This window comes from Plantibacter flavus (assembly GCF_900177615.1).
Lineage (GTDB): Bacteria > Actinomycetota > Actinomycetes > Actinomycetales > Microbacteriaceae > Plantibacter > Plantibacter flavus.
Map to the genome: position 1 here is coordinate 1012297 of NZ_FXAP01000001.1, position 14539 is coordinate 1026835.

Genomic DNA, 14539 nt, shown 5'->3' on the forward strand with positions numbered 1-14539 from the left:
GACGACCCCGTCCACCCGTCCGCTCCGACCCGGGGCGTTCCGGCCGCGCAACACGCCGGAACGCCCCTGAAGGATCATCGTGACCACGCACATCGCCCCACCTCGGCTGCTGCCGAAACAGTCGCCACCCGGTATCGGGACGCGGATCCGCAACACCCTGCCGGAACGCTTCGCCCCCTACGTCTACATCGCCCCGTTCTTCCTGATCTTCGCCGTCTTCGGCCTGATCCCGCTCCTGTTCACCTTCGTGGTGTCCCTCTTCGACTGGAACCCGATCGGTCAGCAGACCTTTATCGGCTTCGACAACTTCACCAGGCTCGCGGCCGACCCGCGGTTCTGGAACGCGATGCTCAACACCTTCGCGATCTTCATCATCTCCACGGTGCCGCAGCTGGTCATCGCCCTGGGCCTCGCTCATCTGTTGAACCACGTCCGCCTGCGCTTCGCCACCGGGTTCCGGATGGCGATGCTCGTGCCGTACATCACCTCGGTCGCCGCGACCACGATCGTGTTCGCCCAGTTGTTCGACCGTGACTACGGGCTCTTCAACTACCTCATCAGCTTCTTCGGCGGTGACCACGTCGACTTCCTCAACGACAAGGTCGGCTCGTGGTTCCTCGTCGCGCTCATGGTCGTCTGGCGGTGGACGGGCTACACGACGCTGCTCTACCTGGCGGCACTGCAGGCGATCCCTCGCGACGTGTACGAGGCGGCCGCCGTCGACGGTGCCGGCGGTTGGAAGCAGTTCGTCTACATCACCATCCCGTCGTTGCGTCCCATCATCGTGTTCACGATCGTCACCTCGACGATCGGCGGGCTCCAGGTGTTCACCGAACCACTGCTGGTGAACCCGGCCACCGGCCTCACCTGTGGTGCGGCACGACAGTGCCAGACGCTCACCCTGTTCCTCTACGAGCAGGGCTTCGGCCAGTTCGAGTTCGGATACGGCTCGGCGATCGGCGTCGCGCTGTTCGTGATCGTCGTCCTCGTCGCCCTGCTGAACTTCTTCCTGTCCACCCGCACCCGAGGAGGACGCTGATGTCCGAGACGCTCAACTCCACCCAGCTGATGGCGAGCGCGACCTCCGCCGGCCGGAAACGGAACGGCGGCCGGATCGGTCGCATCCCGTGGTACACCTACGTCCTCCTCGTGTGCGCCGTCGTCGTGAGCATGTTCCCGCTGTACTTCATGTTCGTCGTCGCGACCACGGACTCGGCGACGGCGACGACCCTGCCACCGCGGCTGTATCCGGGCGACAACCTGTTCCACCTCGTGGGGCTCGTGCTCGAGACCGTGCCGTTCATCCAATCGATGATCAACAGCCTCGTCGTCGCGCTGTCGATCGGTGTCGGATCGGCCCTGCTCTGTGCCCTGGCCGGGTTCGCCTTCGCGAAACTGGAGTTCCGCGGCCGCAACGCGCTGTTCATCCTCGTGGTCCTCACCATGACCGTGCCGACGCAGCTGAGCGTGATCCCGCAGTACCTGATCATCTCCGCGCTCGACTGGGTGGACACCTTGCAGGCACTCATCGTCCCCGGCCTCGCGAGCGCGTTCGGCATCTTCTGGATGCGTCAGCACATCTCGAGCTCCGTGAGCGACGAGCTCCTCCAGGCGGCGAAGCTCGACGGCGCCAACACCTGGCAGATCTTCTGGCGGATCGTCTTCCCGGTCATCCGGCCGGCGGCGTTCGTCCTGGGACTGCTCGGCTTCGTCGGATCCTGGAACGACTTCCTCTGGCCGTTCATCGTCCTGAAGTCGCCCGAGATGTACACGGTCCAGATCGCGATCAAGGCCCTGCAGTCGCAGCGGTCGATCGACCTCGGCCTGGCGATGGCCGGGTCGTTCCTGGCCACCATCCCGCTGCTCATCGCGTTCATCTTCGTCGGCAAGCGCATGGTGACCGGGATCATGGACGGAGCGTTCAAGGGATGACCCTGCAACACGACGGCGTCACGCCGACCACGTCGGGCGTCGTCCGAGGCGTCTGGAACGACCGACGGGCGTCACCCGACGAGCGGGCGCGAGCACTCCTCGATGAGATGACCCTCGAGGAGAAGGTCGGCCAGCTCGGTTCGGTCTGGTTCACCGACACGGCGGGCGAATTCGCGCCGAGCGTGGACGGCTCCGACGACCCGGCCACGTCGGCATCGGGGCCCGCCGGCGACTTCACCGGTGGCCTCGGGCAGTTGACTCGCATCTTCGGGACCGAACCGGTGACAGTGGCCGAGGGCGCCGACCGCCTGCGGGAACGGCAACAGCAGGTCGTGGCCGGGAACCGGTTCGGCATCCCCGCGATCGCGCACGAGGAGTGTCTGACGGGGTTCGCCGCCTACGGTGCGACCGCCTTCCCGACGCCGCTCGCCTGGGCCGCCTCGTTCGACGAGGAGCTCGTGGAGCGGATGGCGGAGGCGATCGGAGCCGACCTCCGCTCGGTCGGGGTCCATCAGGGACTCGCGCCGGTCCTCGACGTCGTGCGCGACTACCGCTGGGGCCGGGTCGAGGAGACGCTGGGGGAGGACCCCTACCTGGTCGGTCAGCTCGGCGCCGCGTACGTGCGTGGTCTCGAACGGTCCGGGGTGGTGGCGACGCTCAAGCACTTCGCCGGCTATGCCGCGTCACGAGGCGCGAAGAACCACGCCCCGGTGAGCATGGGGCGCCGCGAGCTCGCCGATATCGTGCTTCCGCCGTTCGAGACGGCGATCCGGCTCGGGGGAGCGCGAAGCGTGATGAACGCCTACACCGATCTCGACGGCGTCCCCGCGGGCGCCAGTGTCGAGTTGCTCACCGGCATCTTGCGCGACGACTGGGGTTTCGACGGCACCGTCGTCGCCGACTACTGGGCGATCCCGTTCCTGGCGACCATGCACCACGTCGCGAGTGACGCGGCGGAAGCCGGCGCGCTCGCCCTCACCGCCGGGATCGACGTCGAGCTCCCGGAGACCGCCGGCTACGGCGCCGGTCTCGTCGGGCTGGTCCAGGACGGGGCGCTCGACGAGCGGCTCGTCGACCGGGCCGTGCTCCGGCACCTGCGGCAGAAGATCGAGCTCGGCCTGCTCGACGGGGGTCCGCTCGTGCCGGAGCACGCCGCATCGATCGACCTCGACGGCCCCCGCAACCGCGCCATCGCGACGCGTCTGGCCGAGGAGTCGGTCGTCCTCCTCCGGAACCGCGCTGTCCTCCCGCTCGAGACCACCGCGCGCATCGCCGTGATCGGGCCGGCGGCCGACCAGTTCCGCAGTCTCGTGGGCTGCTACGCGTTCCCCAACCATGTGCTGTCGAAGCACCCCGGGCACGATCTCGGCATCACCATCCCGACGATCCTGGACGCGGTGCGTACCGAGTTCCCCGCGGCTGACATCGTCGTCGAACCGGGATGCAGCATCACCGAGACCGGTCAGGAGGACGTTCCGGCCGCCGTCGAGGCAGCGCGTGCGGCCGACGTCGTCGTGCTGGCCGTGGGCGACATCGCGGGCCTGTTCGGCGATGGTACCTCGGGAGAAGGCTGTGACGCCGAGGACCTGCGCCTCCCCGGGGGTCAGCACGACCTCGTGCTCGCCGTCCTCGCGACCGGGACGCCCGTCGTCCTGACCGTGCTGTCCGGGCGACCCTACGCACTGGGGGACTACGACAGGGCCGATGCACTGGTCCAGGCGTTCTTCCCCGGCCAGGAGGGCGCGGCAGCCGTCGCGGGGCTGCTGTCCGGCCGCGTGCAGCCGAGCGGACGGCTCCCGGTGCAGATCCCTCGCTCGCCGGCCATGCCGGGCACGTACCTGCAGCCGCCGCTCGGTCTGGCGTCCCGCGGGATCAGCGTGCTCGACCCCACGCCGCTCTTCCCGTTCGGTCACGGCCTCACCGCGGGGGACGTCCGCTACCGATCGCTCACGAGTGCAGCGGAGCTCGCCGTCGACGGCGAGGTCCTCGTCGATGTGACGGTCGAGAACGTGGGTGTGGAGGACGCCATCGAGGTGATCCAGCTCTACGGCACGGATCCGGTCGCCTCGGTCGTGCGTCCGTCGGTCGAGCTGCTCGCGTTCGCACGCCTCACGGTCGCTGCAGGGACGTCGGCAACCGTGCGTTTCTCGGTGTCGGCCGATCGCTTGTCCTTCACCGGAGTCGACGACCGCCGGGTGGTCGAGCCGGGGACGTACGTCCTGTCCGCCGGGCCGTCGGCACTCGAGCGTCCGCTCACCCACACGATCGAGGTGACCGGCAGCCGGCGGGAGCTGGTCGGGCCGCGCGAGCTCCGCGTGGACTGGCGGCGTGTCGCCCCGAGGAAGGCCTGACCATGCCGTTCGTCCCGATCTCCCAGGTCACCCTCACGGGTGGGCCCCTGTTCCGGGCGCAGGAGGCCGACCGCGCCTACCTGCGAGCCCTCGAGCCCGATCGCCTGCTCGCCCCGTTCCTCCGTGAGGCGGGCCTGGAGCCCCGGGCGGCGTCCTACGACGACTGGGAGGTGCGCGGACTCGATGGCCATACCGCCGGACACTACCTCTCGGCCTGCTCCCTGATGGTCGCCTCCACCGGGGACGACGTCCTGCGCTTCCGGCTCGAGTACACGGTCGCCGAACTGGCCCGCGCACAGGACCACCTGGGTACCGGGTACGTCGGTGGAGTCCCTCGGAGTGCCGAGCTCTGGGCCGAGGTCGCAGCGGGGATCACCGAATCGACGTTCCGCGCCGGCCGCTGGGTGCCCTGGTACAACCTGCACAAGCTGTACGCCGGTCTCATCGATGCGGCCCGATTGACCGGGAACCAGGTGGCACCCGACGTCGTCCTGCGCCTCGCCACCTGGTGGGAGGAGCTCGCCGTTGGGATCGACGACGAGCACTTCCAGCTCATGCTCGAGACCGAGATCGGCGGGATGAACGAGGCGTACGTCGACCTCTTCGACCTCACGGGCGATCCCCGCCATCTCGCGATGGCAGCCCGCTTCACGTCCACCGCCCTCAGCGGACCGCTGTCGCGTCGGTCCGACGAACTGACCGGCCTGCACGCAAACACGCGCATCCCGCAGTTCGTCGGCTTCGCCGCCCTGGCCGCGCGGAGCGGTGATCCGGCCCTCGCCCGTGCGGCCCGGTTCGCCTGGGAGACGATCCTGACGCGGCGCACGGTCGCGATCGGCGGCAACAGTGTCCGCGAGCACTTCCACGCCATCGACGACTTCACCCCGATGACCGAGGACCGGGAGGGCCCGGAGACCTGCAACAGCTACAACCTGATCAAGCTGGGCCGACGGCTCAGCGCCGACGGGTCCGACCCGGCGGTCGCCGACGCGCTCGAACGGATCCTCTTCAACCACCTCCTGTCCTCGCAGCACCCCGAGCACGGCGGGCTCGTCTACTTCACCTCGATGCGACCCGACCACTACCGCGTCTACTCCTCGCCGGAGCACAGCTTCTGGTGCTGCGTCGGGACCGGTCTGGAGAGCCACGCGAAACACGGTGAGTCGCTGTACCGGTTCGACGACGACACGGTGTCGGTCGAGCTCTTCGCGCCCTCGGTCGTGCGGATCCCGGAACTCGGTCTCGAGCTGGAGCAACGGACGGCCTTCCCGTCCGACGGCGTGGTCGGACTCACCCTCGGGCTCACCGGCCCGCGTCGGTTCCGGCTCCGCGTCCGGGTCCCCGGGTGGAGTGTTCCGACACCCGAGGTGTTCCTCAACGGCGCTCCGGTCACCGCTGAACTCGAACGCGGCCATCTCGTCCTGGATCGTGAGTGGAGCGACGGCGACACCGTGTCGTTCGAGCTCACCATGGGTGGCCGCGCCGAACCGTACCCGGACGGCTCGGACTGGACCTCGCTCCTCTGGGGTCCGTCCGTCCTGGCCGCCCGTGGCGAGTCGCTGCCGACCGACGTGGTGCTGGCCGGCCGCGCCCACGCGCCGCACACGGCGGTCGGCCCGCTCACCCTGCTCGCCTCGGCACCGATCGTCCCGCGGTCGGCTGTGCCCTACCGGGACGCCGATGGGCGACTCCGGGTCGACTCCGACCGAGGACCGATCCCGTTGGAACCGTTCGCAGGTCTGCACGACGCGCGGTACACCGTCACGTTCCCCGTGGCGTCGACGGCGGACGAGGACGCCGTCGCTCGGCGCCGCACCGCCCTGGCCGAGCAGGACCGACGCGCCTCGAGCATCGACGGACGGACGGTCGACCGGGTCGCTCTGGGCGAGCAGCAGCCGGAGGCGGATCACGGGTTCGAGGGGGTGGCCAGCGCCAGCGGCGCGGTGGGTGGTGTCCGCTGGCGCAGCACGGCCGAGCGTCTGTCCGTGACGCTCGTCGACCCGCATCTCCTCGGCCGGGTCGTCAGAGTGACCTGGCTGCACGACCCGGCGGGCCACGGTTTCACCCTCGAGATCGACGGTACGCCGGTCGCCCCGCGGGAGGGTGGGCGAGACGACGACCTGGAGTGGGCGGAGTACCCCCTGACGCCCACCAGCGCCGGGTGGGGTGTCCGGCGGTTCGCGCTCGTCGCGGACCTGGATCGCGAGACCCCGCGGTGCACCGAACTCCGAGTGCTGACCGCCGAGGGCGCCTGACCACCGGTACCGGCGCGCACAGCGCCCCGGTATGCGGGAGCATGGAGCCATGACGACGACGCCGGAGCAGGACGACTCCAGCGTGACGCTCGCGGACGTCGCCGCGAGGTCGGGCTGCTCGGTGTCGCTCGTCTCCCGGGTGCTCGCCGGGAAGCGCCATGCATCCCCGGACACCCGGGACCGCATCCTCGCTGCAGCGCACGACCTCGGGTACGACCGCGCAGCACAACGTCGCGGCCGACCTCGCTCGGTCCCGCGCCTGCTCGACCTGGCGATGAGTCAGTGGGACGACCCCTGGGCGAACACGGTCGTGACGAGCGTGCGGCGGGCGGCGGCTGCGGCGAACTACGACCTGGTGCTCACGCCGGAGAGCGAGTCGATGGTCGACGACTGGCCCAGTCGGGCACGTGCGCGGGGATCGGCCGGTGTCGTCGTGTGCCTCATCCGTCCAAACGTCTCGCAGCTCGACATCCTCGCCTCGGCCAACATCCCCGTCGCGCTCCTCGATCCGCGTGCGGAGCCGGCGCGGAGTCTGCCGAGCGTCGGGTCCACCGACTGGCAGGGCGGCTTCGACGCGGGTCGGCATCTCGCCAGGCGGGGGACACGTCGGTTCCTCATCATCACCGGCCGGCCGAAGTACCGGTTCGGTCGTGCGCGAGAGGCCGGTTTCCGAGCGGCGGTCGAGCGGCACGCCGACGGAGCGACGGTCGAGGAGATCTCGTCGCCGTGGTCATCGGAGAGCGCCTTCGTCTCCGTGCGCAAGCTCCTCAGGCAGGGCGGGCTCCCCATCGGCGTCTTCAGCTGCAACGACGAGATGGCCTACGGCGTCTACCGCGCCGCTGAAGAACTGCAGCTCCGCATCCCCGACGACATCCGGGTCGTCGGCTTCGACGACCTCCCGCAGTCCAGGTTGATGCCGCCGCCGATGACGACCGTGCGACAGCCGATGCGCGCGATGGCCGCGCGTGCGGTCCAGCTCGTCCTCGAGGCGGAGCCCGGAACGGATCCGGGGGACCGGGCGGAGTTCCCGACCGAACTCATCGTCCGCGCGTCGAGCTGACGCGGACGCGGGAGAATGGTCGCCATGACGGGATCATCGGACACCGACGAGGTGTCGACGGACCACTCGAGCGTGTCGACGTGGATGCAGGCGCTCGGCACGGCGACCGGGAACCCCGGCGGCGGGGCCGCATCCGGACTCATGCTGGCGATCGCCGCCGGCCTCACCGCGATGGTCGCCGGCTACACCCGAGCCACGCATGCCACCGAGGTCGCGAACGGGCAGGCCGCGACCGAGGTCGAGGTCGAGGTCGAGGCGACGATCGCCGCACTCCACGCTCGCGCCGAGGCCCGCTCCGAGGTGGCGCTGCGTCTGGCCGACGAGGATGCCCATGCCTCGCGGGCCTTCGGCAGTGCCTTCCACCTGGCACCCGGCGTCGAACGCGACGAGGCGATCCGCGCCGCATCGATCGAGGCTGCCGCGGCCTCGGCGCGGCTGGGGGAGCATGCCGTCGACGCGATCGACGATCTCGCCTGGCTGACCGAGCACGGCAACCCGGCGCTGATCGCTGATGTGGCGGTGGCGATCGGCGCACTCCGCGCCGCGATCACGGGAGCGCGGACCAACGTCAGCTTCGATCTCGGTTCGGTCCGCAGCGCACACGCCTCCCTCGAGGAGGTCCGCGCCGACGAGCCGCGCCTGTGGGAACTCGTCGCCGTGTTCGACCGCGCCCTCGAGCGGATCGACCGGCTCGCGGCGTCGATCGACTCCGAGGCCGCTCCCACCGACGCGGCGTCGTAGCCGGTGGTCAGCGCCCGCCGGGGCGCACAGTCGGTCCGCTCGGAACCCGCACGATCAGGGCGTGGTGCAGGTTCGTCAGCGAGACCGAGATCACCGAACCGTGCGAGTCGCCGTCCAGCTGGATCTCCTGCGGCTCCTCGAGTCGGAGGTGCATCGTCCGAGCCTGTGCGTAGCTGATCGCGCGTGCCTTCGGCGAGAGTCGTCCGACCAGCCGGCCGAACCGCGTGCGGTGCAGCATCCGGTTGAACGTCAGGCGGTAGCCGATGTTCCCCCAACCCGGACCCTTGCCAGGGCGCAGCATCACGGCATCGAGCAGACCGTCGTCCACGACGGCCTCGGGGAGCAGCAGGACCCCGCCGGTGAGCGTGCCGGAGTTGCCGACGATGATCGTGTGCGCTCGCGCAGCCGCCTCCGGACGGTCGTCGAGTCGATAGTGCAGGTCGAACTGCCGGTTGCCGATGATGCTCCGCGCGATCGGGTCGGAGTAGGCGAGCCAACCGATCCGTCGCTTCAGCCGCTCATTGGTGTGGCCGGCCATGTGCGCGTCGAGGCCGATGCCGGCCATGACGAGGAAGACCTCGTCCCGGTTCGTGCCGTCGCTGCGCCCGAGACTGACCTGGCCGACGTCGACCACCTGGTCACGCCCTGAGCAGGCGATGTCGACCGACCGCCTGAGGTCGCCCAACGGCAGACCGAGCGCTCGGGCGAAGAGGTTCCCCGTTCCGGCCGGGACCAGCCCGAGGGGGATGCCGGTCGACGCGATGGCCTCGGCGGCGACCCGCAGCGTCCCGTCGCCTCCCGCGACCAGGATGACCGAGGGGGCCGAGGCGATCGCGGCCGCGGACGCACCCCGGCCATCGTCGTCAGCGCTCGTCTCGTGCCAGGTGGAGGGTGCCAGTCCGTGCGTCGATTCAGCGGCTGCGACGACCGAGCGGAGGACCTTGATGTCGACCTTGGAGGGATTGACGACGACGGCTGCGCGTCGACGTCCGCGTTCGGCTGGTGCATTGTTCACAGCGTCAAGGATAGGAGGCACCGGCACGGAACCAGCGGTGGACGCGAACCGTGCCGAGGGTTCGTGAGACGCTTGCCCCATGGACCTCGAGGTGTCGCCCGGACTGACGATCCCAGCAGCCGAGCTGCAGTGGCGTTTCTCCCGGTCGTCCGGTCCGGGCGGACAGCACGTGAACACCTCCGACAGCCGGGTCCAATTGACGTGGAGTGTGGCCGAGTCGGCCGTCCTCACCGACGAGCAGCGCGACCGACTGCTCGAGCGGCTCGGCGCCCGGCTGGTCGGGGGAGCCATCACCGTGACGGTCTCCCGCGAGCGATCGCAGCTCCGGAACCGCGAACTCGCGCTCGAAGCGCTCGCGACACGCATCAGGTCGGCCCTCGCGCCGCCGGCACCACCTCGCCGGCCCACGCGTCCGACCCGCGGATCGGCGCGACGCCACCTCGCGGCGAAACAGCAGCGGAGCGCCACCAAACAGCAACGACGACGTCCCTCCGACGACTAGCGGGTCACAACGCAGCCTCCCGCAAGGGCGTGCGTCGGACGGTCCGGTCCATTAGCGTTCCCGGAGAGCGCACCCGTCGACGCCGTCGTCGTGCGCGAACGGAGGAACACCATGCGCATCGTCGTCATCGGCGGGACCGGCCACATCGGCACCTTCCTCGTCCCGCGACTCGTCCGGGCCGGCCACGAGGTCGTGAGTGTGAGCCGCGGCGATCGGTCGCCGTACACGGACGCGCGCGAGTGGGACCAGGTCGAGCGGATCCGGGCCGATCGGGAGGCCGAGGACCGGGACGGTGTCTTCGCGCGACGCATCGCGGACCTCGGTCCGGACGTCGTCATCGACCTGGTCTGCTTCACGGTCGCCGCAGCGCAGGCACTCGTCGAGGGACTGCGCGGCAACACGGGCCAGCTGCTCCACTGCGGATCGATCTGGCGCTACGGTCCCAGCGCGTCCGTCCCCATCGTCGAGGGCTCCGCTACGGCGCCGTTCGGCGACTACGGCGTCCAGAAGGATCAGATCGCCCGGCTGCTCCAGCAGGAGACCGCCGACGGAGGACTGGTGACGACCTCCCTGCATCCCGGGCACATCGTCGGACCGGGGTGGGCGCCCATCAACCCGCTGGGCAACCTCGACCTCGGGGTCTGGCGGACCCTCGCACTCGGTTCACCGCTGCGCATCCCCGGACTCGGTGCCGAGCTGCTGCACCACGTGCACGCCGACGACGTCGCGCAGGCGTTCGAGCTCGCCGTCGCGAACCGGGATCGTGTCGCCGGCGAGGACCTCAACGTGACCTCGGCCGCCGCGGTCACCGTCCGCGGCTACGCCGACGTCGTCGCCGGCTGGTTCGGACGCTCGGCCGAGCTCGAGTCGGTGACCTGGGAGCAGTTCCGAGCCGAGACACCGACGGAGCACGCCGACACCACCTGGGAGCACCTGGTACGGAGCCACTGCGCGTCGATCGACAAGGCACGGTCGCTACTCGGATACGAACCCGCCTACACCTCGACGGAGGCGGTGCTCGAGTCCGTCCGTTCGCTCGTCGCCCGCGGGGAGTTGGACCTGCCAGAACCACGAGCAGCGCTGCAGACGAACCGCTGACAGCGGAACCGGTCAGGGGGCCCGCAACGAGCTCCGGAGTCCGTGCGGTGCGTCGACCTTCGGACGCTGAAGGATCCCGCGGCGCCGGAGGATCGGTACGAGTTCGTCGAGCATGCGGTGCACCGTCACCGGGTGGAGGTCACCCGAGAAGATGAACCCGTCGTTGTCCGCCTCACTGCCGGCGCGTTCGATGTGGTCTGCCACCTCAGCCGCCGTGCCGACGACACCGCTGCCGTCGATGATGCGCCCGAGGCGTGCCTTGGGCACGAGCAGCTCCCGGAGCGTCGCCGCCGCGAAGGACTCGTGCTGGCCGCGCAACGCGTCAAGGCTGCCGCGCGACACGTGGTCACCGAAGACAGCCGGGTCCACCGGGCGGTCGAGGTCGAGCGCGGTGAGGTCCGTCTCCAGGTCGCTCGACCACGCGAGTGCGACGGAGCGCAGCGTCTCATCGTCCGGCTGTTCCGAGGCCGCGACGAGTCGATCGGCCTCGGCACTGCTCGACACGATGACGGGCTTGAACACGAACAGGATCGCGGGAGGGGTGTCCCGACCGACGGCAGCCGAGGCGTCGAGGACCCGCCTCCGGTACGCGCGGAGGCTTTGGATGTCGAGCGGCGCGAGGGCGAGCTGGACGTCCGACTGTCGTCCGGTGAAGGCGAGCCCTCGCGGCGAGGAGCCCGGCGACACGATGACGGGCTCCCCACCGGAATCCTCGTCGAAGGGGAGGGCGTTGAGCGGCCCGTCGAAGTCGTAGTGTGCGCCGCGATGCTCGACGCGGTCGAGGTGGCGGCCGTCGGCGAAGCGTCCGGAGGCGGTGTCGCCCACGTACGCGCCGGGTCGCCAGCTCCGCCAGAGCGCGCGCACGCCGTCGAGCCATTCCTCCGCCCGCTCGTAGGCGATGTCGTGCGGCACGACCGGCTCACCGAAGTGCCGACTGCTGCCGACGTCGGTCACCACGTTCACCCCGAACCGTCCGCGACTGAGGTGCTGCAGGGTCGCGAACTGCCGTGCCGCCTGGTACGGCGGCAGCTGCAACGGGTTCACGGTCGGGATGATGCCGATGCGCTCCGTCACCGAGAAGAGGAACGGGGCGAGGCTCAGCGGGTCGTGCTTCGGCCCGCCGTAGGCGCCGCGGATGCGGAGGTCGAGCGTCTCGGGGTTCCCCAGTGACAGGGCGTCCTCGATGATCAGGAGGTCCAGACCTGCCTGCTCGAGTTCGCGCACGGCCTGCTGGTAGAGGGCGGGTTCCTGCCAGCGGTAGTCCCAGTCGAGGTACGGGTGCCCCCAACCGTGCGGACCGAACCCACGTGACAGGAACCAGCCGAAGCGTTGCCGGGCACTCACGCGGCGACCGCCTCGTCCGCCGTGACGCTCGCGCCGGTGCTCGTCGACGGTTCCCGGACCGGGAGCGCGTCGAACGCCGAGGCGAGGTCCGCGATGAGGTCGGCGACGTCCTCGATGCCGACGGAGATCCGCACGAGTCCTTGGCCGATGCCGCTCGCTGCAAGCTGCTCGGCGGAACGCTGGGCGTGGGTGGTCGAGGCCGGGTGGAGGATCAGCGACCGGACGTCGCCGAGGTTCGTCATCCGTGTGAACAGGCCGACGTGGTCGATGACCGTGCGTGCTGCGTCCCGTCCGCCGTGCAGGGTGAACGAGAACACCGATCCCTGTCCATCCGGCAGGTACCGATCCGCCAGGCCGCGGAACGGACTGTCGCTGAGCCCCGAATAGTCGACCGAGGCCACTTCCGTCCGTCCTGCCAGCCACGTCGCGAGGGCGAGGGCGTTGTCGCTCTGCCGTTGGACGCGGAGTGACAGCGTCTCGATGCCCTGTGCGATGAGGAACGCGTTGAACGGCGACGGCGTCGGGCCGAGACGCAGCGCGACCGATGCCCGTGCGTAGGCGGCGAGAGCGGCACGCCCGTCCGCCTCGACGTGGCTGAGCCCGCCGAGCGCGGCGAGCGGCGAGGTGAGGTGTCGGTAGCGGTCTGCGCGAGCGGTCCAGTCGAACGTGCCGCCGTCGACGACGACCCCGCCCAGCACGGTGCCGTGGCCCGCCAGGAACTTGCTGGCCGAGTGCACGACGATGTCGGCGCCGTGCTCGATGGGACGCAGGAGGTAGGGCGTGGCGAAGGTGTTGTCGACGACGAGCGGGACCCCGTGCGCATGCGCCACGTCGGCGACGAGACGGAGATCCGTGAGGTCGTTGCGGGGGTTCGGAATGGACTCGACGAAGATCGCTCGCGTCTCGGGTCGGATGGCACGCGCCCAGGCGTCGGCGTCGAGCGGATCGGCGACCTCGCTCGAGGTGATTCCCAGCCGACCGAAGTTCTCCGTGAAGAGGCTGCGCGAGCCCTCGTACAGACTCGGCGCGGTGAGCAGATGGTCGCCGGCCTCGAGCAGGGAGAGCAGGGCGACGCCGACGGCCGCCTGTCCGGAGCCGAGGAGCAGCGCGTCCACACCACCCTCCAATGCGGCGAGCCGGCGCTCGACGGCGTCGATCGTCGGATTGCCGACCCGGCTGTAGCTGTACCCACCAGGGTCCGGTCCGAACCGCCGCTCCGCCTCATCGAAGTCCGTGAACACGAACCCGGCACTCGCGTAGATCGGCAGAGCCCGTGGCTGGAGCGGCGCATGGGGTGCACCACCGGCGTGCAGCTGTCGGGTGCTGAAGCCCCCTCGGTCCCGCTCGTGCATCGCCTCGTCCTCTCCGTCAGCTCGGCCGTCGTCGACGCCCCGGCGTCGGTGACAGGCACTCTACGGTCGGCACCAGGTCGGGCGCAGGTGACGACGACATGCGCGGACACAATCGGCCGGCGACGCAGCCGTCGGGGGAGGCCCGTACCCTGGAGAGACGTCGGCCGCGGACACGGTGACCGGCGCCGACGGATCGGACGAGGGGGAACCGTGAAAGCACTCATCGCATCGGGGAGCGGTCGGTATGCGGATCCGTGGCACCCGTACGCGCAGACGAGCCCGCTCATCGCCGAGGTCCTGGAGACGGCCGGCTTCGCGGTCGAGATCGACGAGGACGTCGATCGTGCGATGACGAGGCTCGAGGGCGTGGAGCTCCTGGTAGTCAACGCCGGCGACCCGTGGCGGTCCGAGGACCAGGGCCGAACGCCTGCCGCCGCGATCGACGGCTTCGCGGAGGCGCTCGGTCGGGGTGTCGGTGTGCTCGCGATGCATGCGGCGCTCGCCTCGCTCCGCGACTACCCGGACTGGGCGCCGACGATCGGGGCGCTCTGGCTGCCCGGTGTGTCCTGGCATCCGCCGATGGGGCCGACCGTCGTCCGCGGCCTGGCGTCCCCAGCAGGCGGACCACTCGGCGACATCCCGGTGGACGACGAACAGTACCTGCAGCTGCAACCCGTCGGTCGGAGCACCACCGTCGCCGAGCACGACGTCGACGGCGAGCGGTTCCCCGCGGTCTGGGTGCGCGAAGCGGGACGCTCGCGCGTCGCCGTCGACGCCCTCGGACACGACGAGCGTTCCTACGCCTCAGCGGAGCACCGTGCCCTGCTCGCAGCGCTGGCACGGTGGGCGGCCCGGGCACCGTCTGCGTGATCCGTCACGCATCCCCGAC

12 protein-coding genes are annotated in these 14539 nt (G+C 70.3%); 9 read left to right on the plus strand and 3 right to left on the minus strand.

The genetic code is table 11. The features are described from left to right. Window positions 1-79: 79 nt before the first annotated feature. Genes B9Y95_RS04785 through B9Y95_RS04810 form a run of 6 tightly spaced genes read left to right on the plus strand, consistent with a single transcriptional unit; the run spans window position 80 to window position 8339 of the window. Entirely contained in the window at window positions 80-1039 is a 960-nt protein-coding gene (locus tag B9Y95_RS04785) for a carbohydrate ABC transporter permease (protein ID WP_079705845.1), read from the plus strand. Beyond that, window positions 1039-1932: a carbohydrate ABC transporter permease gene (locus B9Y95_RS04790; RefSeq protein ID WP_085510809.1), complete on the plus strand. Its 894-nt coding sequence runs from the start codon at window positions 1039-1041 to the stop codon at window positions 1930-1932. Before B9Y95_RS04785 ends, B9Y95_RS04790 begins: the two co-directional genes overlap by 1 nt. Beyond that, window positions 1929-4283: a beta-glucosidase family protein gene (locus B9Y95_RS04795; protein ID WP_085510810.1), complete on the plus strand. Its 2355-nt coding sequence runs from the start codon at window positions 1929-1931 to the stop codon at window positions 4281-4283. The genes B9Y95_RS04790 and B9Y95_RS04795 overlap by 4 nt, the downstream gene beginning before the upstream one ends. 2 nt (window positions 4284-4285) lie before the next feature. Then, window positions 4286-6538, plus strand: a complete 2253-nt coding sequence (locus B9Y95_RS04800) for a beta-L-arabinofuranosidase domain-containing protein (RefSeq protein WP_085510811.1) — start codon at window positions 4286-4288, stop codon at window positions 6536-6538. A 49-nt stretch (window positions 6539-6587) separates the two neighbouring features. Then, window positions 6588-7598 carry a LacI family DNA-binding transcriptional regulator gene (locus B9Y95_RS04805; protein ID WP_085510812.1) on the plus strand — a complete coding sequence of 337 codons (1011 nt, stop codon included), beginning with the start codon at window positions 6588-6590 and terminating at the stop codon, window positions 7596-7598. Window positions 7599-7622: 24 nt separating this feature from the next. Next, complete coding sequence (locus B9Y95_RS04810; protein WP_085511067.1) at window positions 7623-8339, plus strand: cyclodeaminase/cyclohydrolase family protein; 717 nt, start codon at window positions 7623-7625, stop codon at window positions 8337-8339. Window positions 8340-8346: 7 nt separating this feature from the next. Here B9Y95_RS04810 and B9Y95_RS04815 read toward each other — a convergent pair whose 3' ends face one another. Beyond that, window positions 8347-9354: a diacylglycerol/lipid kinase family protein gene (locus tag B9Y95_RS04815; RefSeq protein ID WP_234993963.1), complete on the minus strand. Its 1008-nt coding sequence runs from the start codon at window positions 9352-9354 to the stop codon at window positions 8347-8349. Window positions 9355-9433: 79 nt separating this feature from the next. Between B9Y95_RS04815 and arfB the strand changes: the two genes are divergently transcribed. Then, window positions 9434-9856 carry an alternative ribosome rescue aminoacyl-tRNA hydrolase ArfB gene (gene arfB, locus B9Y95_RS04820; protein WP_085510814.1) on the plus strand — a complete coding sequence of 141 codons (423 nt, stop codon included), beginning with the start codon at window positions 9434-9436 and terminating at the stop codon, window positions 9854-9856. Window positions 9857-9967: 111 nt separating this feature from the next. Next, window positions 9968-10954: an NAD-dependent epimerase/dehydratase family protein gene (locus tag B9Y95_RS04825; protein WP_085510815.1), complete on the plus strand. Its 987-nt coding sequence runs from the start codon at window positions 9968-9970 to the stop codon at window positions 10952-10954. 12 nt (window positions 10955-10966) lie between these two features. On the opposite strand, the gene B9Y95_RS04830 is transcribed toward B9Y95_RS04825, so the two are convergent. Together B9Y95_RS04830 and B9Y95_RS04835 are read right to left on the minus strand one after the other, a co-directional pair. Then, a complete protein-coding gene (locus B9Y95_RS04830; protein ID WP_085510816.1) occupies window positions 10967-12298 on the minus strand; it encodes an LLM class flavin-dependent oxidoreductase in 1332 nt (443 codons plus the stop codon). Next, window positions 12295-13650 (minus strand): O-acetylhomoserine aminocarboxypropyltransferase/cysteine synthase family protein, encoded by a 1356-nt coding sequence (locus B9Y95_RS04835; RefSeq protein WP_085510817.1) that lies wholly within the window; start codon window positions 13648-13650, stop codon window positions 12295-12297. Before B9Y95_RS04835 ends, B9Y95_RS04830 begins: the two co-directional genes overlap by 4 nt. Window positions 13651-13860: 210 nt before the next feature. Here B9Y95_RS04835 and B9Y95_RS04840 point away from each other — a divergent pair, with 210 nt between their 5' ends. Beyond that, entirely contained in the window at window positions 13861-14520 is a 660-nt protein-coding gene (locus tag B9Y95_RS04840) for a ThuA domain-containing protein (RefSeq protein ID WP_234993964.1), read from the plus strand. The last annotated feature ends 19 nt before the right edge of the window (window positions 14521-14539 follow it).